Origin of the sequence: Streptomyces sp. NBC_01451, assembly GCF_036227485.1 — a bacterium.
In the GTDB taxonomy this organism is placed as follows: domain Bacteria; phylum Actinomycetota; class Actinomycetes; order Streptomycetales; family Streptomycetaceae; genus Streptomyces.
The window spans coordinates 5715682-5736366 of record NZ_CP109479.1 but is presented as its reverse complement, the minus strand read 5'-3'; the positions used below and the strand labels follow the sequence as shown (position 1 = coordinate 5736366).

Annotated in this window: 25 protein-coding genes; 18 read left to right on the top strand and 7 right to left on the bottom strand. The window is 70.6% G+C overall.

Annotation, left to right across the window (positions count from 1 at the left end):
- Positions 1 to 1492: 1492 nt before the first annotated feature.
- The 4 genes from OG595_RS25060 (at position 1493) to OG595_RS25045 (ending at position 4121) form a co-directional block, all read left to right on the top strand.
- Complete coding sequence (locus OG595_RS25060; RefSeq protein ID WP_329275655.1) at positions 1493 to 1918, top strand: STAS domain-containing protein; 426 nt, start codon at positions 1493 to 1495, stop codon at positions 1916 to 1918.
- Positions 1915 to 2589, top strand: a complete 675-nt coding sequence (locus tag OG595_RS25055; RefSeq protein ID WP_329275653.1) for a hypothetical protein — start codon at positions 1915 to 1917, stop codon at positions 2587 to 2589. Before OG595_RS25060 ends, OG595_RS25055 begins: the two co-directional genes overlap by 4 nt.
- The gene (locus OG595_RS25050; RefSeq protein ID WP_329275651.1) at positions 2582 to 3325 is read left to right on the top strand and encodes an ANTAR domain-containing protein; all 744 of its coding nucleotides are present in this window, start codon (positions 2582 to 2584) and stop codon (positions 3323 to 3325) included. The genes OG595_RS25055 and OG595_RS25050 overlap by 8 nt, the downstream gene beginning before the upstream one ends.
- 79 nt (positions 3326 to 3404) lie before the next feature.
- Positions 3405 to 4121, top strand: a complete 717-nt coding sequence (locus OG595_RS25045) for a GAF and ANTAR domain-containing protein (protein ID WP_329275648.1) — start codon at positions 3405 to 3407, stop codon at positions 4119 to 4121.
- Between the two features lie 73 nt (positions 4122 to 4194).
- Here OG595_RS25045 and OG595_RS25040 read toward each other — a convergent pair whose 3' ends face one another.
- The gene (locus OG595_RS25040) at positions 4195 to 4485 is read right to left on the bottom strand and encodes a hypothetical protein (RefSeq protein ID WP_329275645.1); all 291 of its coding nucleotides are present in this window, start codon (positions 4483 to 4485) and stop codon (positions 4195 to 4197) included.
- A gap of 416 nt (positions 4486 to 4901) precedes the next feature.
- Here OG595_RS25040 and OG595_RS25035 point away from each other — a divergent pair, with 416 nt between their 5' ends.
- The 5 genes from OG595_RS25035 to OG595_RS25015 all read left to right on the top strand — a co-directional run bounded on the left by OG595_RS25035 (position 4902) and on the right by OG595_RS25015 (position 7966).
- Positions 4902 to 5144, top strand: a complete 243-nt coding sequence (locus OG595_RS25035; RefSeq protein ID WP_329275643.1) for a hypothetical protein — start codon at positions 4902 to 4904, stop codon at positions 5142 to 5144.
- 215 nt (positions 5145 to 5359) lie between these two features.
- The gene (locus OG595_RS25030; RefSeq protein ID WP_329275640.1) at positions 5360 to 5869 is read left to right on the top strand and encodes an STAS domain-containing protein; all 510 of its coding nucleotides are present in this window, start codon (positions 5360 to 5362) and stop codon (positions 5867 to 5869) included.
- A gap of 64 nt (positions 5870 to 5933) precedes the next feature.
- Entirely contained in the window at positions 5934 to 6671 is a 738-nt protein-coding gene (locus OG595_RS25025; RefSeq protein ID WP_329275638.1) for an ANTAR domain-containing protein, read from the top strand.
- On the top strand, positions 6668 to 7435 hold the full coding sequence (locus tag OG595_RS25020) for a GAF and ANTAR domain-containing protein (RefSeq protein WP_329275635.1): 768 nt from the start codon (positions 6668 to 6670) through the stop codon (positions 7433 to 7435). Before OG595_RS25025 ends, OG595_RS25020 begins: the two co-directional genes overlap by 4 nt.
- A 183-nt stretch (positions 7436 to 7618) precedes the next feature.
- Positions 7619 to 7966, top strand: a complete 348-nt coding sequence (locus OG595_RS25015; protein ID WP_329275633.1) for a hypothetical protein — start codon at positions 7619 to 7621, stop codon at positions 7964 to 7966.
- A gap of 124 nt (positions 7967 to 8090) precedes the next feature.
- Here the strand turns inward: OG595_RS25015 and OG595_RS25010 are convergent, their stop codons facing one another.
- Positions 8091 to 8630 carry a GNAT family N-acetyltransferase gene (locus OG595_RS25010; RefSeq protein ID WP_329275629.1) on the bottom strand — a complete coding sequence of 180 codons (540 nt, stop codon included), beginning with the start codon at positions 8628 to 8630 and terminating at the stop codon, positions 8091 to 8093.
- A gap of 230 nt (positions 8631 to 8860) precedes the next feature.
- Positions 8861 to 10069 (bottom strand): AI-2E family transporter, encoded by a 1209-nt coding sequence (locus OG595_RS25005; RefSeq protein ID WP_329275627.1) that lies wholly within the window; start codon positions 10067 to 10069, stop codon positions 8861 to 8863.
- Positions 10070 to 10427: 358 nt separating this feature from the next.
- On the opposite strand from OG595_RS25005, the gene OG595_RS25000 reads away from it, so the two are divergent.
- From OG595_RS25000 to OG595_RS24965, 8 genes are all read left to right on the top strand, one after another.
- Positions 10428 to 11597, top strand: a complete 1170-nt coding sequence (locus OG595_RS25000; RefSeq protein ID WP_329275625.1) for an acyltransferase family protein — start codon at positions 10428 to 10430, stop codon at positions 11595 to 11597.
- Between the two features lie 98 nt (positions 11598 to 11695).
- Positions 11696 to 12022, top strand: a complete 327-nt coding sequence (locus OG595_RS24995) for a hypothetical protein (RefSeq protein ID WP_329275623.1) — start codon at positions 11696 to 11698, stop codon at positions 12020 to 12022.
- A gap of 68 nt (positions 12023 to 12090) precedes the next feature.
- Positions 12091 to 12582 carry an NUDIX domain-containing protein gene (locus tag OG595_RS24990; RefSeq protein ID WP_329283174.1) on the top strand — a complete coding sequence of 164 codons (492 nt, stop codon included), beginning with the start codon at positions 12091 to 12093 and terminating at the stop codon, positions 12580 to 12582.
- Positions 12583 to 12798: 216 nt separating this feature from the next.
- Positions 12799 to 13587, top strand: coding sequence for a hypothetical protein (locus tag OG595_RS24985; protein WP_329275620.1), 789 nt, complete (start codon positions 12799 to 12801; stop codon positions 13585 to 13587).
- A gap of 269 nt (positions 13588 to 13856) precedes the next feature.
- A complete protein-coding gene (locus OG595_RS24980; protein ID WP_329275618.1) occupies positions 13857 to 14819 on the top strand; it encodes a hypothetical protein in 963 nt (320 codons plus the stop codon).
- Between the two features lie 119 nt (positions 14820 to 14938).
- On the top strand, positions 14939 to 15592 hold the full coding sequence (locus OG595_RS24975; protein WP_329275615.1) for a DUF433 domain-containing protein: 654 nt from the start codon (positions 14939 to 14941) through the stop codon (positions 15590 to 15592).
- Complete coding sequence (locus tag OG595_RS24970; protein ID WP_329275612.1) at positions 15582 to 15968, top strand: toxin-antitoxin system, toxin component, PIN family protein; 387 nt, start codon at positions 15582 to 15584, stop codon at positions 15966 to 15968. The genes OG595_RS24975 and OG595_RS24970 overlap by 11 nt, the downstream gene beginning before the upstream one ends.
- A gap of 32 nt (positions 15969 to 16000) precedes the next feature.
- Entirely contained in the window at positions 16001 to 16399 is a 399-nt protein-coding gene (locus OG595_RS24965) for a GNAT family N-acetyltransferase (RefSeq protein ID WP_329275609.1), read from the top strand.
- Between the two features lie 39 nt (positions 16400 to 16438).
- Here OG595_RS24965 and OG595_RS24960 read toward each other — a convergent pair whose 3' ends face one another.
- The 4 genes from OG595_RS24960 to OG595_RS24945 form a co-directional block, all read right to left on the bottom strand.
- Positions 16439 to 16999 (bottom strand): hypothetical protein, encoded by a 561-nt coding sequence (locus OG595_RS24960; protein WP_329275606.1) that lies wholly within the window; start codon positions 16997 to 16999, stop codon positions 16439 to 16441.
- Positions 17000 to 17088: 89 nt separating this feature from the next.
- Positions 17089 to 17628 carry a GNAT family N-acetyltransferase gene (locus OG595_RS24955; RefSeq protein WP_329275603.1) on the bottom strand — a complete coding sequence of 180 codons (540 nt, stop codon included), beginning with the start codon at positions 17626 to 17628 and terminating at the stop codon, positions 17089 to 17091.
- A gap of 41 nt (positions 17629 to 17669) precedes the next feature.
- On the bottom strand, positions 17670 to 18509 hold the full coding sequence (locus OG595_RS24950; RefSeq protein WP_443073136.1) for an SDR family oxidoreductase: 840 nt from the start codon (positions 18507 to 18509) through the stop codon (positions 17670 to 17672).
- 215 nt (positions 18510 to 18724) lie between these two features.
- Positions 18725 to 19495 carry an SIS domain-containing protein gene (locus tag OG595_RS24945; protein ID WP_329275601.1) on the bottom strand — a complete coding sequence of 257 codons (771 nt, stop codon included), beginning with the start codon at positions 19493 to 19495 and terminating at the stop codon, positions 18725 to 18727.
- Positions 19496 to 19765: 270 nt separating this feature from the next.
- Between OG595_RS24945 and OG595_RS24940 the strand changes: the two genes are divergently transcribed.
- Positions 19766 to 20650, top strand: coding sequence for a MurR/RpiR family transcriptional regulator (locus OG595_RS24940; protein WP_329283169.1), 885 nt, complete (start codon positions 19766 to 19768; stop codon positions 20648 to 20650).
- Positions 20651 to 20685 lie beyond the last annotated feature (35 nt).

The window sequence follows — 20685 nt, the reverse complement described above, 5'->3', positions numbered from 1 at the left end:
CATGAGCCTGGGAAACGGCGTTGACCCGTGAGAACTACCGAGAGGAGTCTTCCCAGGTCAATGCACATCCCCTTGAGAAACCCCAGGTCATCCCCCCGCCCCTCCCATTCGCTGCACGAGTGGCAGGACTTCAGCCATCGGTTGCATGAGGCGGGGCATCAGCCTTATTGCCTTGTCTGGCCGTGAGCTGGGGTTTGGTTCTGCTGGTGGTGGGCGGGGTTCTCGGACCCCGCCTTTTGCATGTTCCCGGCGGGGCAGTCGGGCGGCCGGGGTGCCCTCGCCTTGCGCCCCGGGTTCCCTGAAGGTGTCCCCGGTCAGCTCGACTTGGGGGTTTCAGCAGTTGTCGTCGAGGAGCGCCTGAACGGGGCGGGCAGGGGGACACAGGCGGTGCGAGGCCGGCGGTTCGGCAGCGTGGGGGACACGCCGTTCGGTCAGGTCCGGTGGTGGCCGTCGGGGAGCTTCGGGAGTCGGTTCGCGGCAGGAGGCAGCGGCGGGCCGGTGTCCTGGTCGTCGTCGGCGGCCGCCGCCGGATGCGGGCAGGCATCGGCGGCGGCCGCGAGGCGCGAGGACGGCGCGGACTCCCCCTCACGTCGCCGCCTCGCACTGACGTCCTCACCACCCGTCCCGGGATACGCGGGAGTTCATCCCGGGCTCGAACAGGGCTGGGGAGGACGAAGGGCTGGAGCTGCGTTGTCGGCGATGCGGCTCCAGCCGCTCACAGTGGTCGGACTGTCACTGCGACCCGGGGGCAGGGGGCCTGCGTACACGGGCCCGCAGCCTTCTCCGACCGTGGTCGGCAGCGAGGCGAGGACCCTGCCCGCAGCATAGGCCGGGCTTGGTCAGGACCAACACCGCGCGATTCGGACGCCCGTGGCCGGATGAGGCCGTGCGCGCTGCACGGGACGGGTGCGGGCAGGGTGAACGGCGCACCGGATATGGGCAGTTCAGCTGGCTGTCCGCCTCGATCGGTGACCACTGGGGTTGCGTCGTGTCCGGCCTGTGCTCCGCTGCGGAGGGGCGGAAGGGGTGGGAGGGGTGGGAGGGGTGGGAGGGGTGGGAGGGGTGGGAGACGGTCACGAGTCGGTCGCTGTGCGGTTCTTGTCGGGGCCGGCCCTGCTCGGCGCCCGATGGGCGTGCCCGGTGGGCGGATTCGGGTTCGGGGCCGGGCGAGCGCGGCGGGGTTCGGTCGGACCGGGGGACTTCCGGCCTGTCCATTGAACGACGCGAGGACTAAGCTGCTGTACAGACGTCCCAGACCCCGGCGGCATGCTGTTACCCGAACACAGATGGCTGTGGGATGCGGACTCTTTCGTCTTCACCCGGCGCATCCCTGGAGGGAACTGGGTGGATCCTCTGTCCTGCTGCGCAGGTTGTCGGACCGGCCGTTTCTCCGCCTCCGCCGAAAACACGACACCGCCGGGAGCACGCCCAAGGAGCCGGAACTCCGGCACCACCGCACCCGCTGCCGGATGGTCTTCCGAACCGAGGCGCCATGCCCCTGCCACAGCTCACTGTCCACCGCCATGACCGAGACTCACGGGCACTGATCACCATGGCCGGCGAGATCGATCTCGAATCCGCGCCGTTGGTACGGGTGTCCCTGGAACAGTGCCTACAAGACGGTGTGAGCGCCATCGACGTCGACCTCACCCATGTCACCTTCTGCGACTGCAGCGGACTCAACGTGTTCTGCTCCGCCGCACAGCAGACCACCGCGGTCGGTGGGACCCTGCGGCTCCATCATCCGCCGCCGACACTGGTCCGGATACTCGATCTCGTCGGCTGCGGGCTGACGCTCCTGGGTGCTCCGCCCGGCCGCCTTCCTCCTTCTCCCGGGGACACCCCGGCTCCGCACGCTCCGGTCCCACAGCACGGGTCCGTCCGGTTGGTGTCCGTCCTCTCGGGCGACGGTCGATGACGGCCGATGCCCGGCAGGCGCAGTCGCGGAAGCCGGCGGACGGCCCGCTGTCCGCCGGCGTGGCTCCGGCGCGGCTGCGCCGGCTGAACCGTTGGCTGGTGGAAGGGATGCGTGAGGAACTGGCTGATCTGTTCGTGGATTCCCGTGCGACGGCGCCGGGCGACGCGTACCTCGGCCCCAGCCGTCAGAGCTTCCTGAAGCGTCTCACCACGAACATGCACCGGCCGGGGTTCGCCCTGGTGATCGCCGAGACGGACAGCCTGATGGGGTGCGCTTTCGGATTCCCGGTACGCGCCGACGGCACCTGGTGGTCCGGCCTCGACGGAACACTGCCGCCCGGTGTCGACGAACTCACCCTGTCCGGCGAAGTCTTCGCGTTCGGTGACATCGTGATCCGGCCACATTCGCAGGACCGGAGCCTCGCCCGTCGTGTGCAGGAGCGGCTGCTGACCGACCACCGGGCGTCGCTCGGCGCGACACTGGTGGACCGGGACGATCGTACGACGCTCGCGGCGGTCCGCTCCTGGGGGTGGCTGGACGTGGGAGAGCTGCGCAGGCCGGCCGGTCCCATCACGTTCCGCGCGCTGGTGTTTCCCGTGGGGGAACGAACCACGGCGCGGCTGGAGGGCCTCGCCACGATGCCTGGGGGCGGGGGCCCGGGTGGTGCCTGACCGCCGGTCGGCCCGTATCCAGGTGCTGGTGGCCGAGCACGCGGCGCGGCGCGGTGTCCGGGTCGGGGTGGCGGACGTGTGCAGCGCGGCCGTGGCCACGCTGCCGGTCGGCGGGGCCGGGCTGTCGGCGATGTCCCGGACCGCGCCGAGCCACCCGCTGTGCAGCACCGACGACATCAGCGAACAACTGGAGGAGCTCCAGCTCACGCTGGGCGAGGGTCCCTGTGTGGACGCCTTCCTGCACGGCTCGGCCGTCCTGACACCCGATCTGCTCACCCCTGAACTGCAGGACCGCTGGATGGTGTTCACCGAGGCGGCCCTTCAGGCCGGGGCCCGCGCGGTGTTCGCGCTCCCTCTGCAGCTGGGGGCGATCAGCCCGGGGGTGCTGGATCTGTACGCCCACGTTCCGGTCCGGTTGAACGCGGAGGAACTGGCGGACGCGTTGGCGTTCGCCGATCTCGCGACCCTGGTGCTGCTCGACACGCGGATCGAGGAGACGGGCGGGCCGCACGATGGCCGCGTCGAGGACCTGGGCGCGTACCGGGCGGAGGTCGACCAGGCCAGCGGCATCCTGACCGTCCAGCTCGGCGTCGGCATCGAAGAGGCGTTCGTCCGGCTTCGTGCGTACGCCTATGCGCGGGGGCGCCGGCTCGCCGACGTCGCCGCCGACGTGGTGGCCCATCGGGTCCGGTTCCCACCGGACATGGAGCCGGACCCGACCGATGAGGAAGCCTGACGCATGGGTGCCGGTCCCCGAACGTGCCGTATTTCCCGCCCGCTCAGGCCGGGACCAGTCCCAATCGAGGGTACCCACGATGGATCAACAGCTCCTGGCCAAGACGTTCGTCGAACTGGCCGACAACCTGGTCGCCGACTTCGACCTCATCGACTTCCTGCGCCTGCTGACGGACCGTTGTGTCGGCATGCTCGACGCGAGCGCCGCCGGGGTGCTGCTCGCCGACCGGGACGGCAAGCTCCGCGTCATGGCCGCCTCCGACGAACAGGTGCGCCTGCTGGAGCTCTTCCAGCTCCAGAACGACGAAGGCCCCTGCCTTGAGTGCTTCCGCAGCGGCGCCCCGGTGATCGTCCACGACCTGACCCGGGAGATCGACCGCTGGCCGCGCTTCGTGACGGCGGCCCACCGCAGCGGATTCGGGGCCGTCCAGGCCCTGCCCATGCGTCTGCGGGACGACACCGTGGGCGCCCTGAACCTCTTCCGTGCCGCCCCCGGCCCCTTCGACCCGCCCGCCACACTCATCGCCCAGGCCCTGGCCGACGTCGCCACCATCAGTCTGCTGCAACAGCGCACCGTCCATCGCAGCACGATGCTCAACGAACAGCTGCAGACGGCGTTGAACAGCCGGGTCCTTATCGAACAGGCCAAGGGAAAGCTCGCGGAACGCCAGGGCATCGACATGGAGCAGGCGTTCAGCGCGCTGCGCGGTTACGCCCGCTCCCACAACCGGCGCCTGGTCGACGTGGCCCGCGCCTTCGTCGACGACTCCGAATCCTTTGCCGGACTGTACGCCTGACCCGCACCCCGGCCCCTCATCCCTGCCCTCATCCCGGCCTCACCCCGACCCTGACGCCGGGTCGCCTCGCGGGTCAACCGCGGTGTTCGTGGTCCCGACGGCTCTCGCGCCGGTCCTCGCGCCGCCAGCGCGCCCGGTTCTGGCGACTGTAGCGGCGGTCCCAGCGTTCCCGACGACTCCGGCGTTCCTGGTAGTCCCGGTAGTGCCCGAGATCGGATCCGGCGCCGCGACTCCGGCCTCCGCCGCGATCACGGCCGTGCCGGACGACGCCGTAGACCAGCACCGCCGCGGCCACCCACCACAGCGGATGGAGGGAGCCGGAGCTGAACAGGATCACGACGAGGACGAGAAGCAGGACGAACACGGTGGGCCTCCCCGGGAGCGGAACACGGCATCGGTACCGGGGACTGGGGCCTGGCTCCCAGCGTAGTCCTGCTCGAAGGCGGAGGACAGCGTTCGACGGGACAGCGTTGGACGTCGGCACGTGCTGCCCGATGTGAATGGCCGCTTGGCACCTGTCGGGAAACCGCTGCGAGGACTAGGTTCGACATGCCGCCCCGGCCCCTGGCAGCGTCGCTCCTCCCACGCGCTCCCCCGAGGGCGCACCCCCGCGCATCGGTGCCGGAACCCGCCGTGTCACGAGCGAGGCCGTTACCGCGCACGACCATCGTCACGCGATCCCGGCGCGCCCCGATACGCCCTGCTACGCCCCGATGCGCATCAAGCGGACGCCGATCCGGCGCCCGCCGCGTCGCACGCACCTCATGCCAGGCGGTACACATGTACGCGCTGATCGTTCCCGCTTCGACCCCCCTCGTCCTGCTCGCCGTCGTGATGGCCCTGTCCTGGTGGGAGGACCGCATCCTGCCGTCGCCACCGGCCGAACCGGCCGAGGCACCCACAGCCGAGGCACCCGCTGCCGAGGCACCCGCCATGCTCCCGGTCGTTCCGGTGCCCGCCGTCCAGCACCCCGAACTCGCCCGTACCGAGACCGCGTTGGCAGGTGAGGCCGCCGGGCCCTGACCACCTGGGGTCGCCTGCCGCCACCCCCGGCAGAGGGGACTGCGGCAGAGCCCGATCAGCGCCCCTTTCCGGACCCCTCTCCGTACTCCTGACTCCTCTCCGCACTCCTCTCCGCGCCTTTCCGAACCCCTTCTCGGGCAACTTCGCCCTCGATCCCGTCAGGAACAGACCAGGGACGACAGTTTCGACCACCCGCGTGGGCACCTGGGGAAAGGGTGACCGGCCGGTACCTCCACGCCCGTACTCTGCTCGTACGGCAGCCCGTGCCCCCGGCCCTCTCCGTACTGTCCTGTTTCCGCGCAACAGAGGCCCTGCGCAAGGCGACAGCCACCCCGGTGGCGGAGGAGATGGGGCACATGGGCCCGCATCCTGACCTGTTCGACAAGTTGCGCGTGGTCACGGCCGACGGCGAGTTGGACCTGACGACCGTGCGGGCCTTCGCGCGTGATCTGGAAGACGCCCGGCACGGCAGTGGGCCGGTGTTCCTCATAGTCGATCTGCGCGCTGTCACGTTCATGGACGGCAGCGCTCTGGGACCGCTGTGCGCGGCGCGGGAGGACTGCTGTGACCGGCTCGGCTGGGTGCGGGTCGTGCACGACCGGCCAAGTACGGCTCTCCTGTTCCGGGCCGCCGGTCTGCTGGAGCGGTTCCCGCGGTACGCCAGTCCCCAGGACGCCTGGCAGGACGTACCCGCGGATCGTGCGATGGCCCAACGGCCCGCGTAGTGTACGGAGCAAGCCGAGCGGCACCCCACCCTGAAATGCCACGGCCGACGCGGGACGGAGACCGGTGATCAGCGACGGCATGGCCGAGGTCCTGCGGTCACTGCGCCGGGGCGAGGTGACCGACCCGGCCCGGGCGTGCGCACAGGCGTTGGGCGCCGAGGGCGTCGTCCTGTCCGTGCTGGTCGGTACCGCCCCGACGGCCGAGCCGGTCTGGTGTCATCCCGAGCTGAGCGCTCGGTTCGACGAGCTCCAGTTCACGCTGGGCGAAGGGCCGGGTCCGGACGCGGTCGCCACGGGTTCGCCCGTCGTGGAACCGGACCTGGACCGGGTACGTCCCGAGCGCTGGCCGGCGCTGCTGCCGGCCGCGCACGATCTGGGCGTACACGGTGTGTGCTGCTTCCCGTTGGGCATCGGAGCCATCCGGGTCGGGGTACTGACCGTGCTGTGCGACGGCGGCCGGCGGCTGAGCGAACAGCAGTACACGGACGCCACCGCCCTCACCGCCGCGCTGACCGGCGCTTTCCTGAACGGGGCCCCGGTCGGCGGGAACGGGAACATGCGCGGGTTCGACATGTCCCTGGACCCGCCGTCGGGGCTGCGCCGCGCGGTCGTGCACCAGGCGACAGGAATGATCAGCGTCCAGCTGGGCGTGGCCATGGAGGAGGCGCTCCTGCGCCTCCGTGCCCACGCGTACGGCAGTGAGCGCCCCCTCGGCGAGATCGCGGCGGACGTGGTGGCCCGCAGGCTCCGATTCGAAGACGATGTGAGCGGGCCGCAATCGCCCGACGGTGGAAAGGGATGATCGGCATGGCCCGTGAACGACGTCTGGCCGAGATCTTCGTGGAGATCGCGGACTCCCTCGTCGAGGACTTCGACGTGATCGACCTGCTGCACCGGCTGTGCGCACGCTGCGTCGAACTGCTCGACGTGTCGGCGGCCGGGATCCTGCTCGCCGACGCGCACGGTGAACTGCAGGTCATCGCCGCCTCCGACGAGCACACCCGGCTGCTGGAACTCTTCGCGCTCCAGCACGACCAGGGTCCCTGCGTCGAGTGCTGCCGCACCGGCCTCCCCCGCACGAACATCGACCTGACCCGGCCGCAGACCGCGGCCGGCTGGCCACGCTTCGCCCAACAGGCCCGCGAGACGGGATACGTGGCCACCCACGCCATCCCGCTGCGCCTGCGCAACCGGGTCGTCGGCGCCCTCAACCTCTTCCAGACCACCCCGCACCACCTCGGCGACGACGACATCGCACTCGCCCAGGCCCTCGCCGACGTGGCCACCATCACGATCCTCCAGCAGCGCACGCTGGAGCAGTCGCACGTGGAGAACAACCAGCTGGAGAGCGCGCTGACCAGCAGGGTCCTGATCGAGCAGGTCAAGGGTGTCCTGGCGGAACGCTGGGACACCTCCGTGGACGATGCCTTCGAGGCGTTCCGGTCGTACGCCCGCGCCCGTCACCTGCGCCTGTCCGACCTTGCCGCGCAGATCATCACGGGCGGCTTCGACACCTCGGCCATCCCCGCTCCGGTGCCGGGCCGGCCCGGCGACCAGCGCGCCTGACCGGCCTCACATCTCCGCTTCGGGGAGTAGCGTGAGGTCATCGGGAGCACCTCGTGCACCGGCTCCGTTACCGGTGCCGTTCCTGGTGAGCAACGACACCGGACACCGGACACCTGACCGCAGGCGCCATCGGACGCCTTCAGATGCCTGCGGTGCCTTCGGACGGAATGGAAGCGATCCCCGATGATGTACGACCAGACACGCGCCCAGCAGCCCGCGAGCCAGACCCGGGGCTCTGCCGAGCGGCGTCGGCCGGGCCCGGAGCCACTGCTCCCGGCGGACGAGCAGGACAAGGTCCTCCAACGCCTCCAGCACGCCCTCAACACCTTCGCCGACACCCCGCTCAAGGCGCTGGAAGAGGCCGAGAGCGCCTACGACGAAGCCACCGCCCAGCTGGTGAACGCCCTCGCGGAACACCGGACCCTCCTCCGCGCCGGCTGGCAGGACCAGAACCCCGAAACCCAGTCCGACGAACTCCGGCTCGCACTGCGGCAGTACCGGGAGATCACCCAGCGCATGCTCCGCCTCTAGCGCCTCCAGACAGTCACTGCCTCGTGGTGAGCCCCGTGCTGTGCCTCGTGGTGTTGATGGGCCAGGGTCTGTCCGGTCGGCGGGGACGACACCGGACAGGCCGGTCGCTCGGCCCCGGCCCGCCTCAGTCGGAGGGAACCGTCCCGTACTCCGCCGCCAGCAGGCCGAAGAGGAGATCGTCGGTCCACTCCCCCTTGATCCAGGTGCTCCGGACGAGGTGACCCTCGCGGCGGAAGCCCACCCGCTCCAGCAGTCGCGCCGAGCGGACGTTGCGTCCGTCGCAGGCGGCCGAGACCCTGTGCAGGTCCTCCTCCAGCAGCAGGAACCGCACCAGCCGCGCGACGGCCTCGGTGGCGTACCCGTGACCCTGGAACTCCGGAGCGAACGTGAAGCCCAGCTCGGCCTGGCGTCCGTCCTCGCTGCGGCACACCCCGACGTCGCCGATCAGCCCCGGAACGTCCCGTCGCTCGACGGCGTACTGGAACCACCCCGGAGCGCGGGGGTCCCCGGCCGAGAACGTGGCGGCCAGCCGCTCGGCCTCCGCCGACGGCACCGGCGATTCCCAGGACTGGTACCGGCTCACCTCGGGGTCGGACCGGTACGCCGCCAGGGCCGGCGCGTCCGCCGCGGTGAACCTCCGGATCAGCAGCCTCGCCGTCTCCACGCCTTCGATTTCCTTCCCCTCAACGGTAGTTGAGCCAGCGGTAGTGCGGTGTTCGCGTCAGCGGTAGTCGAGTTCCGCCGACCCGGTCGCGAGCTTCCTCGGCATGGCGGTGCGGCCCAGCAGCGGAAGCGCGATGTTACGCGCGCCGCGCACCCACGGGGTCGCGGGTGGTGGCCATACGGGTCGTCCGGTGGGTGAAGGCGACGGCCCGCCGGGCGACGGGGCGGTGGTCAGCGCGTCGCGCCGACGCCCGCGCTCACCCCTTCCTCGTACCGCCCCCGCATCTCCGAGAGCACGCCGAACGCCGCCGCCGTCAGCGGTACGGCCAGGAGCATGCCGAGGATGCCCGCGAGGGAGGCGCCCGCGGTGAGGGCGAGGAGGATGATCGCCGGGTGCATCTGGAGCGTGCGGCTCTGGATCATCGGCTGGAACACGTTCCCCTCCAGGAGCTGGACGAGGGTGACCACGCCGAGGACCCACAGCGCGGTGGTGAGCCCGCCGTCCGCGAACGAGACGAGGACCGCGACCGCACCCGACAGGAAGGCGCCCAGGTACGGGATGTACGCGCCGATGAACACCAGCGCCCCGAGGCCGACGGCACCCGGCACCTGGAGGATCAGCAGGCCGACGGTGATGCAGACGGCGTCGATGAACGCGACGATCGTCGTACCCAGCATGAAGCCCTCGATCGCCTGGAAGGCGCGGCGGGCCATGACCTCCAGGGTCGCACCGGAGCCGCGGGGCGCAAGCGAGTGCAGTGAGGCGACGGCCCGGTCGGAGTCACGGAGGAAGAAGAACAGGAGCAGGATCGCGAGCGTTCCGGTGGCGATCATCTCGGTGAGCATGCTGACGCCGCTCAGCACACCGGAGACCGCGGTACCGCCGAACTTGGACAGCAGGTCCTGGGCGTTCGTGGCGAGGTCGTCCAGGGCGGTGCCGACCACGTCGAACCGCTCGCTGAGGTCCTTCGCCGCGTCCCGCAGCGAGTCGATGATCTGGTCACCGGTGTCGAGCAGGGCGTTCACCACGATGTACGCGGCCCCGCCCATGACCAGGATCACGGCGACGCAGGTCAGCCCGGCGGCGAGCGACTTGTTGAACCTCATCCGGACCAGCCGCCGGTAGAACGGGCCGAGCAGGGCCGACAGGAGCAGCGCGAGAAGCACCGGGGTGACGGCGGTCTGGAACGTGATGCAGAACCACACACCCACGGTGATCACACCGCTCACCAGAAGCAGCAGCACGCTTCCGGCGGCGATGCGCCGGGCGGGCCCCGACAGCAGGGGGGCGCTGCGGCTGTCGGCACGGACCGGCGTGTCCTTGAACACACCCGTGGGGCGTACGGTCGTACGCGTCCGGTGTATCCGTGTGCCGCGTTGCCCCGGCCGGCTGTTCCGGCCCGCGCCGACGCGCCGAGGGGCTCCCGTACGACTGTTCATCCTGTTTTCGTCTCCGCTCACCCGCATGACCGCTGGCCACGGCGCTTCGAAGGTCGTGCTGTGCCGCGGCGAAAGGGTAGACCTGCGCGGGCCCCGCAGGGTTGAGAGGACGCGTGGAGGCCGTCGGGGACGGGTGGAGTCCGGGTGGGGTTCGGACGAACCGCGGGTGGAATCCGGGTGGAGGCACGGCATCCGGAAGGCGGCGCCGAAACTGTGGAGACCATAAGGACGGGTGTGGCGCCGCCGAGGCGGGGCAGGCGCGGACGTTATGAGCACCCCCACCGACCGGAGCACGGTAGACACCGTTGACGCCGCAGACACCGCTGACGCCGTAGCCGCCGCTGACACCGTGACCGCCGTGGCCGGTACTGACGCGGTCACGGAGCGGAGCGCGCGGGACCCGCGCGGGCCGGTGGCGGAACCTCGGCGCAGATCCGGTGGTGGGCGGGGATTTCCGTCGGCGCTGCGTGGTCGTGGGCGGGTGGCGGGGCTGGACGGGCTGCGGACGGTCGCGGTGGTCCTGGTGATCGTGTACCACGTGAAGCCGGATCTGGTTCCCGGCGGCTCGGTCGGCGTGGACGTCTTCTTCACGCTCAGCGGTTTCGTCATCACCCGGCTGCTGATCGCCGAGTACGCCCGCACCGGCGGTATCCGTCTGCGGTCGTTCTACAGGCGGCGGTGGCTGCGGCTCGGGCCGGCCATGCTCACGATGTGCGCGGTCACCGCGCTCCTCTCCCTGGCGCTACCGCTGCCGCTGTTCGACGGGGCGTGGAAGGCGGCGGCGCTGGCGGCGGTGTCGGTGGTCAACCTCGTACGGGCGGGTGAGTCAGGCGCGTACTCCGACCTCACCGCACCCCTCAGCCACACCTGGTCCCTGGGGGTGGAGGAGCAGTTCTACCTGGCCTGGCCGATCCTGTTCCTGCTGCTTCTACGGCACACCACGGCACGCAGGGCACTGGCCTGGGTGGCAGCCCTGTGCGTCCTGCCGCTGCTGTGGCGCCTCGCCCTCTGGGACCCCACGGCGGCCCACCGCATCTACAACGGCCCCGACACCCGCGCCGACCAGCTCCTGATCGGTGCCCTGCTGGCCGTGGTCCTGGCCCGCCTGCGCGCCGACGACCCCCGCCTGGCGCTGCTCCGCCGCTGGGCCGGACGCCTGTGCTGGCCCGCGCTCGCCCTGCTGGCCCTGGTCGCCTGGCAGATCCCGATCGCCGGGGCGAGCGCGTGGAACCCCGTCTGGTACACGGCCGGCTTCATGGTCGCCGCCGTCCTGACAGCCACGGTGGTCGCGACCCTGGACCAGCTCCCGGGGTCGTGGCCGTCCCGCCTCCTCTCGATCGGAGCCCTGGCCTGGGTGGGCCGCAACCTCAGCTACGGGATGTACCTGTGGCACTACCCCGTCATCCGCCTCCTCTCCGACCTCGGCGTCCCCGACGACCAGTTGCTGCCGATGGGCATGGTGGCGACGGCCGCGGCAGCCCTCGCGTCGTACGCGCTGGTGGAACGGCCACTGCTGCGACGGGGGTGAGGGCCCTCCGGGGGAGGACGGGTACGAGGGGGACGTCGCCGGTGCGGATCAGGGGACGGAACCCGATGTCAGTGGGTAGCCCTAGACTCCGGCGCACCATGACCGACCACCACCACACCTACGGCACCAGCACCCACACCCCCGACGAACTGGTCCGGCTCGTCAGCGACCGCCTGGGGGTGGCTTTCACCGAGCGCGAGAGCGACTACCTGGGTGTGTACCACCTCGCGAAGAGCCCCGGCCGTGAGATCGAGATCCAGCCCAACTCGATACCGGGCGACGACGAGGACGACCTGCTATTCCCCGAACACGCTGTGTTCCAGGTGCTTCTGCTGACCACCACTCCGGCCCCCGATCCAGCCCTTCGGGCCGCCCTGGCCTCGATCGAAGGGCTCGTTCAACTGGCCCATGAATCAGGAACGTGAAGGAACACGAAGTGCCCCAGCCGCCGATTGCCGATCAGTCCAACACCCTCGCGCCCGCCCTCGACTCCATGACCGTGCTGGTGGCGGCCGTCATCGTGCACGACCGGACGGCCGGCCGTGTCGTCCTCCTTCAGCGCGGACCGCGTGCCAGGTTCGGCCAGGGGATGTGGGATCTGCCCATGGGCAAGAGGGAATCCGGCGAACCGATCACCGACACGGCGGTGCGCGAGCTGTACGAGGAGACCGGGCTCACCGTGCGGCCGGAGGATCTGGAGGTCGCCCACGTGGTCCACGGCGCGGAGGGAGCCGAAATCCCCAACGGCTACCTCACCGTCGTCTTCGCCGCACACGACTGGACCGGCGAGCCGGAGAACCGCGAACCCGACAAGCACGCCGAGGTCCGCTGGGTCGAAGTCGGCGCCCTTCCGGCGGAGTTCGTGGGTACGAGTGCGGGCGCGCTGCGCTCCCATCTCGACGGCGGGCCGCTGGTTTCGCTGGCCGGCTGGAGGCAGGCCGCGAACACCGCTCCGCGCCCGAGCGTGAACTCGCCTTCGCCGTAACGGCGTCACGGTGCGGATCGCCGCCCCCGAATTTTCTCGCGGGTTGCGACCTGTCCCCTATGTGCCCTGTCCCCTGCGTGCTCTGAAGCCGAGGTCGAACCTGTTCACCGGATCGATGGAGAGCAAACCCCGGTGACGACCACGGCCGGGGCCGGTAGGGTCGCAATCTTCGGCTGGCGGAAGCCACCTGGAGTCCCCTGAGGCTGTGCCGACACGATGAACCCGGCAACGACGAACGTCGACGACATTCCCCCCACGCGACTCCGGCTCGACCGCGCCCTGGACCGCCTGGATGTCACCTTCCGCGGGATGACCGCCCGCGCCGACGAGGCTCAGTGCGAGTGCCACTGGGGCAGCGAGGAAGAGCTCGCGCTGCTGAAGGTCCCGGACGTGGAACTCGACCCGCACCTGCTGTACCGCACTTGGCATGCCCCCGACTGGGATGATCACGGCGCGGTACTGCGCCGCGTCCTGCCCCAGTTCGCCAGAGCGCTGGTCGGCGGTCTCGTGCAGCCGTACCTCATGGACGAGGTCGGACGTTCCTTCTCTCGTGGCCACTTGCACCGGTGGCCCGTGCACCAGAGCACGGTGGTGTGGGAGTTCCTGCACGCCTGGTGGGCCCACAGCCTCACCGACCCGGCTCCCGTTGCCCCCGCGCACGAACTCCTCGCGCTGTGCACCGAGGCGTCCGGCGTCATCGGCCCATGGCTCACGGTCTGGGAGGGACTCGACCACCCGGTGGCCGACCGGCACTTGGCGGAAGCTGCTGCGGTGTGGGAGTACGACCTGCTGAGAGACGAGCTTCCCTGGAACATGTGGCTGTGGGAGGACGACGACGTGGACGCCGCGCGCACCGAACTCTCGGCCTGGCTGGTCCGCCGCGCCCCCGCACGGCTGCACGCCCAGGACGACGCGACCGGGGAACTCCTGCACCTGGTAAGGCTGATCGGCCTCACCGGCCCAGCCCGTTACCAGGACCCGCACTGGCCCGCCGACCGGCGCTGAGGTCGCACCGGGTCCTCGTGCGCCGGGATGCGGGCGGCAACGACCCTCCCCCTAAAGGACTTTGGGAAAAGAACCAACTACCTCCTCCCTCCCGCCCGTTCACGCTCGTCCGCCCCCGCGTGCCCCTGTTCACCCTCAGGAGTGACGCGGTTGCGGTGAGTGGGTGCGGAGAGTTACGTTCCCCGAAACAACCTCACAAAGACGACGGCCCCCGCCAGGACGGCAATCCTGGACGAGGGCCTGACCGCTCAGGAAGCGATACCTTCCCAATGGCTGAAACGCAGTCTAACGCGCCCTCGTGCGCCAACTCCGGCGCGACGAGTTCACTGGGCTCATCGAACACACCGGACTCCCCGGGCTCCCCGGACACCCCCACCTACGGTGTGATCCACGTGCGCACCCGCCTCGCCGCCAACTTCACCGTGATCTCCAACGCCCTCGCCCAGCGGCGCGGCAGCGCGGTCACCATCGGCGTCGCGGCCTACATCCTCTCCGTCCCCGACGGCGCCCGCATCAGCATCGCCGCGCTCTGCGCCCACTTCGACGAGGGCGAGATCCTGATCTCGCGTGCGCTACGGGAGTTGGAGGAGGCGGGCCATCTGGAACGGCGCCGGGTGAGGGGGCCGAACGGCAAGGTACGCACCCAGACCTTCTTCTACGACGTACCGCGCGACGCCGGTGACCGGGCGCCGCGTGCTCCGCAGCCGCCCACCCGACCGGCGAAGCGCAGGCCCGAGCCCGAACCGGAGCCCATGCCCGCCGAGAACAACAAGCCGACGGCAACTCCCGCGAGTCTCCCGCCCGTTGCTCCGCCGTCTCCTCCAACGCCCACACCCCCTCCCCCTCCCCCGCTCGGCCTCGACGATGCCGACCCGCAGGCCGTCGTCATCCTCGCCTCGCTCCGTATCGTCGACCGCAGGCTCATCCTGTCCCGCAGCGAGGTCGCCGAGCTGGCCCCGGCGGTCAGCGGGTGGCTCGCGCAGGGACTCCGCCCCGAGGAGATCACCGAGGCGCTCACCACCAGCCTGCCCTCCCCCTTCCGTGCCCGCCCGGCACGCGTACTGGCGTACCGGCTGCGCGAAGCCCCGCTCCCGGCACCCCCGAGCACCCTCCCGGCCGCCACACCCTTGCCCCTCACCCTCCGCTGGCAGACCTGCGACGGCTGCGAACGGGCGTTCCGGGCGGCGGGGCCCTCCGCGTGCCGCGACTGCAGGACAGCCGAGGCGGCCTGATGGCTCGGGGAGCCGGTAGCAAGGCGCGGCACCACGCGATGGGCGCATGCCGTCATGGCACACAGTCGACGAGTTGGGTGTGCAAGCATGCGAATCCTGGGATCGACGAGAGGAGGGTCATGGTCGACCGGTTCAGCGACGGACTTCTGACGCCCGCGGAGACGGCCTCCCACTTGGAGGTCCCGTTGTCCACCCTCACCAGCTGGCTCCAGGGAACGGCGGCCGGCGCGCCGCTCGTGCACCGCGTCGAACCAGTCCGCAACGGGCAGCCCTCCGTCCCTTTCATCGCCGTGGCCGAGGCCCACGTACTGCGTTCCCTCCGCTCTCTCGGCCTGCGGATGAGTGAGATCCGGGAGGCCGCCGCAGCCGTTCGGAAAGCGTTCGACACCCCCTACGGTCTTGTCTCGAAGCGCATCGCGACGGACGGAGTGGACATCTTCGTCGAGCACGGCTTCGGGGATCTCCGCAGGGCCCGGGACGGTCAGACGCCCATCCAGGAAGTGGTGGCAAGGTATCTCCGCTACCTGACCTGGGAGGACGACGACTACCCGGCGAGCCTGCGGCTGAAGCAGTACGGGGAGGCGGTACCCGTCGTGCTCGACCCCCGGTTCGGGCACGGCCTGCCGGTCATCGCCGCCAACCGCGTCACGGTCAAGTCCGTCACGGACCTCTGGGAAGCCGGTGAGAGCGTCGAGGGCATCGCCTACGAGTACGACATGACGCCCGAGCAGGTGGACTTGCTCTGCCACGCAGTGGTGCGCCTTGCTTCCTGAGTTCTTTCTCGACCGGAACCTGGGACGCCGTGTCGCGGAGGAGTTGAGGGAGCGCGGCTGGGTGGTGCACCGCATTGTCGACGTCTTCCCGGCGGACGCGCAGGAAATTCCTGACGAAGAGTGGATCTCGTACGGGCTCGACAGGGCATGGGTTCCGCTGTCGAAGGACGGCCGTATCAAGACGCGGGACCTGGAGATCCAGCCAGTCCTCGAACGTTCCGCCGTCCTCTTTTACCTCGACAACCAGCAACTCCGCAGTCTGGAGATGGTGGAGCGGCTTGACGCACATCGCAGCGCGATCCATCAGGCCGTCGAGAAGGGCGGCCCCGCCGCGTACGCCGTGCGGCTCGGCGGCCTCGACCGGACCTGGCCATGACGAAAAAGGCATTCCACCTCAAGCCTGATCCCATGGCGAGGACCACGTACGAATGGCGCGGCGACTTCGACAACGCCTCCCTCAACGCGCTGCACGCCGAGGGGTTCGGCGGTCCGCCGGGAACCACCGACTGGCGTGCCCGGCTGGAACGGCACAGCCTCGGCTGGGTCTGTGCCCAGGACGGTGACTCCCTCGTCGGGTTCGTCAACGTCGCCTGGGACGGCGGAGTTCACGCCTTCGTCCTGGACACGGTCGTGGCCCGGCACTGCCGGTCCCAGGGGATCGGCGCCGCGCTCATCGCCACCGCCGCCCAGCATGCCCGCGCCGCCGACTGCGAGTGGCTGCACGTGGACTTCGAGGAGCACCTGCGCTCCTTCTACTTCGAGGCCTGCGGTTTCCGGCCGACGGACGCCGGTCTGATCCCCCTGTAGCCGGCCCGGGTCCGCGCGAGGCGCCCGCCCGTCGCCGCGCTACCCGGCCTGCGCCCGCCGCCACTCCACTTCCGCGGCGGCCAGCGGGCCGTGAACGCTGTACACGTCACCGACCCGCAGATTGTCCGGCGTTTCGTGCTCGTCGTAGGTGCCTATGACGGTGACGGCCACACGGGAATCGGGCTGCCAGAACGTTCGGAAATACGGACCGGACGCCGGGATTTCCGGGATCTCCAGCAGAGGGACGCCACGCCGTGCCAGCAGGCGCTCCAGCTTCTCGAACCGGAGCCTGGGAGTGAAGCGTCCGTACCGGGCGCGCAGCACGTCGTGGACGTCGGCGCGGTCCCGGAACGCGAGCCGGTGCACCTGCACGGTGAAGTGGTGGCCCGACCAGGCGTGTTCGGCGGAGGCGCGGTCCCAGAACAACTCGACGAAGCCGTAGCCGTAGCCGAGGCCCATGCCGCGGTCGCCGAAGTGGTCCTCGGCGAAGTCCGGCCCCAGGACCTCCGCGACGCGCTCGGGAGAATCCGCGGGGCCCACGCCGAGCACCGTGCCGGTGGTGACGACGTCCAGGTAGAACGCCAGGGAATGCGGAGTCAAGGCCGGTCCTCGATCATGGTGTGGCGCGGTCCCGCCGGGGTGTGCGCCCGTCCCGACGGCTTCACAACTCCCTTACCTCCAGGGCGAGTTCAAGCGGACGGCGGGACCGGAGACCGTATGCCGAGCCACTGCTCGGCGCCCCAGGCATCGAACCGCTCCACCTCGGTGAAACCCAGTTTCGCGGCGAGGCGCATCGAGGCGACGTTGGCGTTCTGGGTGGCGAGGACCACCGGCTCGCCGGGAAGCGCGCCGGTGAGCCAGTCGAGTGCCGCCGCGCACGCCTCGGCGGCGTATCCGGATCCCCAGGCCCGCGGCAGGAACAGGTAGCCGAGGTCGACCTTTCCCACGGCTGCCGGGCGACGGTGCCCCGTTGCCCTCCTGAGCAGGATCTGGCCGATCATCGCCCCGTCGAGATCGACGACGAAGCTGCCGGGCCACCGCTCGGGCACCTCGGGCATCTCGCGCTCAAGCTCGTCACGCGGCCGAGGGCCACCGAGGTAGGTGTGCACCTCCGGTGAGGCGAGCAGCTCGATGAACGCCGCCCGGTCCCGGGCCTCGGGCTCACGGAGGACGAGCCTCTCGGTCCCGATCGGGACAGGCGGCCAGGCGACGGCTCCGAGATCGGTCATGCCGGCCAGCCAATCAGCAGGCCCGGAAGCGATCAAGTCCCCTACGCGAGCCCCCCGTTGCTCTCCAGAAGCTGCCCGTTGATCCACTGCCCCTCCTCGGAGCACAGGAATCCGACGAGGTGGGCCGTGTCCTGCGGTGTCCCCAGGCGGCCCAGCGGGGTGTGCCGGATGACGTTCGCCCGGTCCTCCTCCGACATCCAACCGGTGTCCACCGGGCCGGGGTTGACGACATTGGCGGTCACACCGAGGTGGGAGAGTTCGCGGGCCGCCGCCAGTGTGATGCGGTCCAACGCACCCTTGCTCGCGCCGTACGGCAGGTTGCCCACCGTGTGGTCGCTGGTGAGGCCGATGATCCGGCCGGTTCCCGGCGTCGCCGTGAACCGGCGGCCGAACTCCCGGATCAGCAGCCAGGTCGCGCGTGCGTTGACGGCGAAGTGGCGGTCGAAGCTCTCCAGGGTCGTGTCGAGCAGGCCCGAGTCGACCGACTCGCAGTGGCACATCACCAGCGCGGTGACACCGGCACCGGCGTCCGCACCGCCCATCCTGCGCTCGGCCTCGTCGAAGACGTGCGCCGGGGTGTCCGGGTCGGCGAGGTCCGCCTCGATCGCCGTGCTCGCGGCGCCCCGCGCGGCCAGGGACCGGGTGATCGCCTCGGTCGCGCCGGGCTCGATCCCCCAGGACATGCGGGTGTCGTACGGGGTCCAGTAGGTGAAGGCGATGTCCCAGCCCGACTCCGCCAGCCGACGGGCGATCCCGGCCCCGATCCCGACGGTGCGGCCCACTCCGGTGACCAGGGCGAGGGGGCGGGTGCCGGGAGGGGACACGGGCGGGACCGGCGTCGGAGTTCGGTCGGGGCGGGGCTCGTCGGCATGCGTCGTCACGGTTCGGGATCGTCCATGACGGGCGCCGGTCCGGCAACTGCTTTCTCCGTGGCCGGAGTCGAAGGCGGAGCAGAGGCAGGCATGCCCTCTACGGGGCCACCGCCCGCGCACTCGGCGTCCCGGTGCGGTCGTTTCGGTGCGCCGAGGACGACACGGCGAGGCGTCAGCCCCTTACGCCGCTCAGCTCCACTCGGGTCGGCTCAGCTCAACTCGGGTCAGCTCGCCGGTCGCCGGATTCGGTCGCCGTAGTGCCGCTCCAGCCCCAGGTTCCCCTCGAAGCCTCCGGGTACGTTCGCCGACACGTACACCGGCGGACGCTCCCCCGCCTCGATCAGCGTCGCCGCCGTCTCCGCGACCGTCATCTGCACCAGCATCACGCCGGTCAGCGTCGACAGGGCGCACACCGCACCCCCGCCCGGGAGTTCGAGGAGCGCGTCGCCCGTGGGGGCCGCGTTGTCGAGGACCACGTCCGCGATGTCGGCCAGCTTCTTGCCGCTGATGTGGCCCGCCGGGACCGTGCGCGTGTGGGTGAGGGACGTGATCGCGAGGATCTTGTGGCCGCGTTCCTTCGCCTGGAGGGCCATCTCGACGATGACGTTGTTGACGCCCGAGTTGGAGATGATCACGAAGAGGTCGGCGGGGCGCGGCGCCGCGAGTTCGTAGAGGCGCCCGGCGATGCCCGGCTTGCGTTCGAGGAGGGGGTCGTCGAGGGCGCCGGGGTCGTCGCCGCCGTAGAGGACGAGGTCGGCCATGCTCAGGCGGTTGGTGGGGACGAGGCCGCCGGCCCTGCCCGCCAGTTCCAGGACGAGGGCCTGGGAGTGGCCCGTACCGAAGGCCTGGATCACGCCGTCCGCACGGATGCAGTCCGCGATCAGCCGGGCGGCGCGGGTCACCGACTCCTGGACCGCCTCCGACCCGGTGACGCGGTCGAGAACGGCCCGGCTCTCGCGCACGAACCCCTGCGCGCTGACGGACTCGACAGACACTCGACACTCCCCACCGGTGGATTGAACCACCCACTATACCGCTATCGGTGAATCAATAAATCACAGTCTACGGGCTGCGGGCAACGGGCCACAGGCAAAGCCCCGCACGGGCCATCCGTCCCGGTTACCCTGGTTGTCTCGGTGTTCCGGTCCTGGAATTCAAACTGCCCTACAGACGGTGGCTGGTACATTCGCCCTACCGTCAAGTACAGCCGCACAGCGCCAAGGAGATCGGGTAACCCCATGGAACGGACCGGCTCCAGCAACGGGATGCCCCCGACCGACGTCACCACCCTCATCCGTACGGAACTGCCGCGCCTCGCCGGCTCCCTGCGGAAGGTGGGTGAGCTGATCCTCGAGGACCCCGCCGCCGTCACCCACTGCTCCGCCGCCGAACTGGGCCGCCGCACCGGCACCTCGCAGGCCACCGTCACCCGGTTCTGCCGTGCCATCGGCCTCGACTCCTACCAGCATCTCCTCATCGAGCTGGCCCAGGAGCGCGGTCGCGGCGAGGTCTCCGACTGGGGCACCGCCGAGATCGGGCCCGACATCTCGCCCGACGACAGCCTGGAGCGCGTCGTCCAGGTCGTCGGCAGCGCCGATCTCCGCGCCATCCAGCAGACCATCGACCGTATCGACCTCGACTCCATCGAGCGCGCCGGCCAGGCCGCCGCCCGCGCCCGCCGCATCGACGTGTACGGCGTCGGCGGCAGCGGCGCCGTCGCCCAGGAGACCGAGACACGGCTCTTCCGCATCGGGTGCGCGGTGCGCGGCTGGACCGAGGTGCACGCCGCCCTCACCTCCGCCGCCCTTCTCACCCCCGCCGACGTGGCCATCGGCATCTCGCACTCCGGCTCCACCCGCGAGACCATCGAGCCCTTCGAACTGGCCAAGCAGCGCGGCGCCACCACCGTCGCCATCACCGCCGATCCGAAGTCGCCACTGGCCCGCGCCGCCGACGTACGGCTCATCTCCTCCTCCTCGGAGACCAGTTTCCGCACCGAGAGCATCGGCGCCCGGCACTCCGTGCTGGTCCTCATCGACTGCCTGTACGTCCGGGTCGCCCAGCTCTCCTACCAGCGCGCCAGCGCCTCCCTCGCCCTCACCGACCACATCGCCAGGGAGCACGCGGTGAAGTCCCGCCGCACACGCTGAGCAGTCGCAGTGCAGTCAGGGTGCAGTCGCTGAGC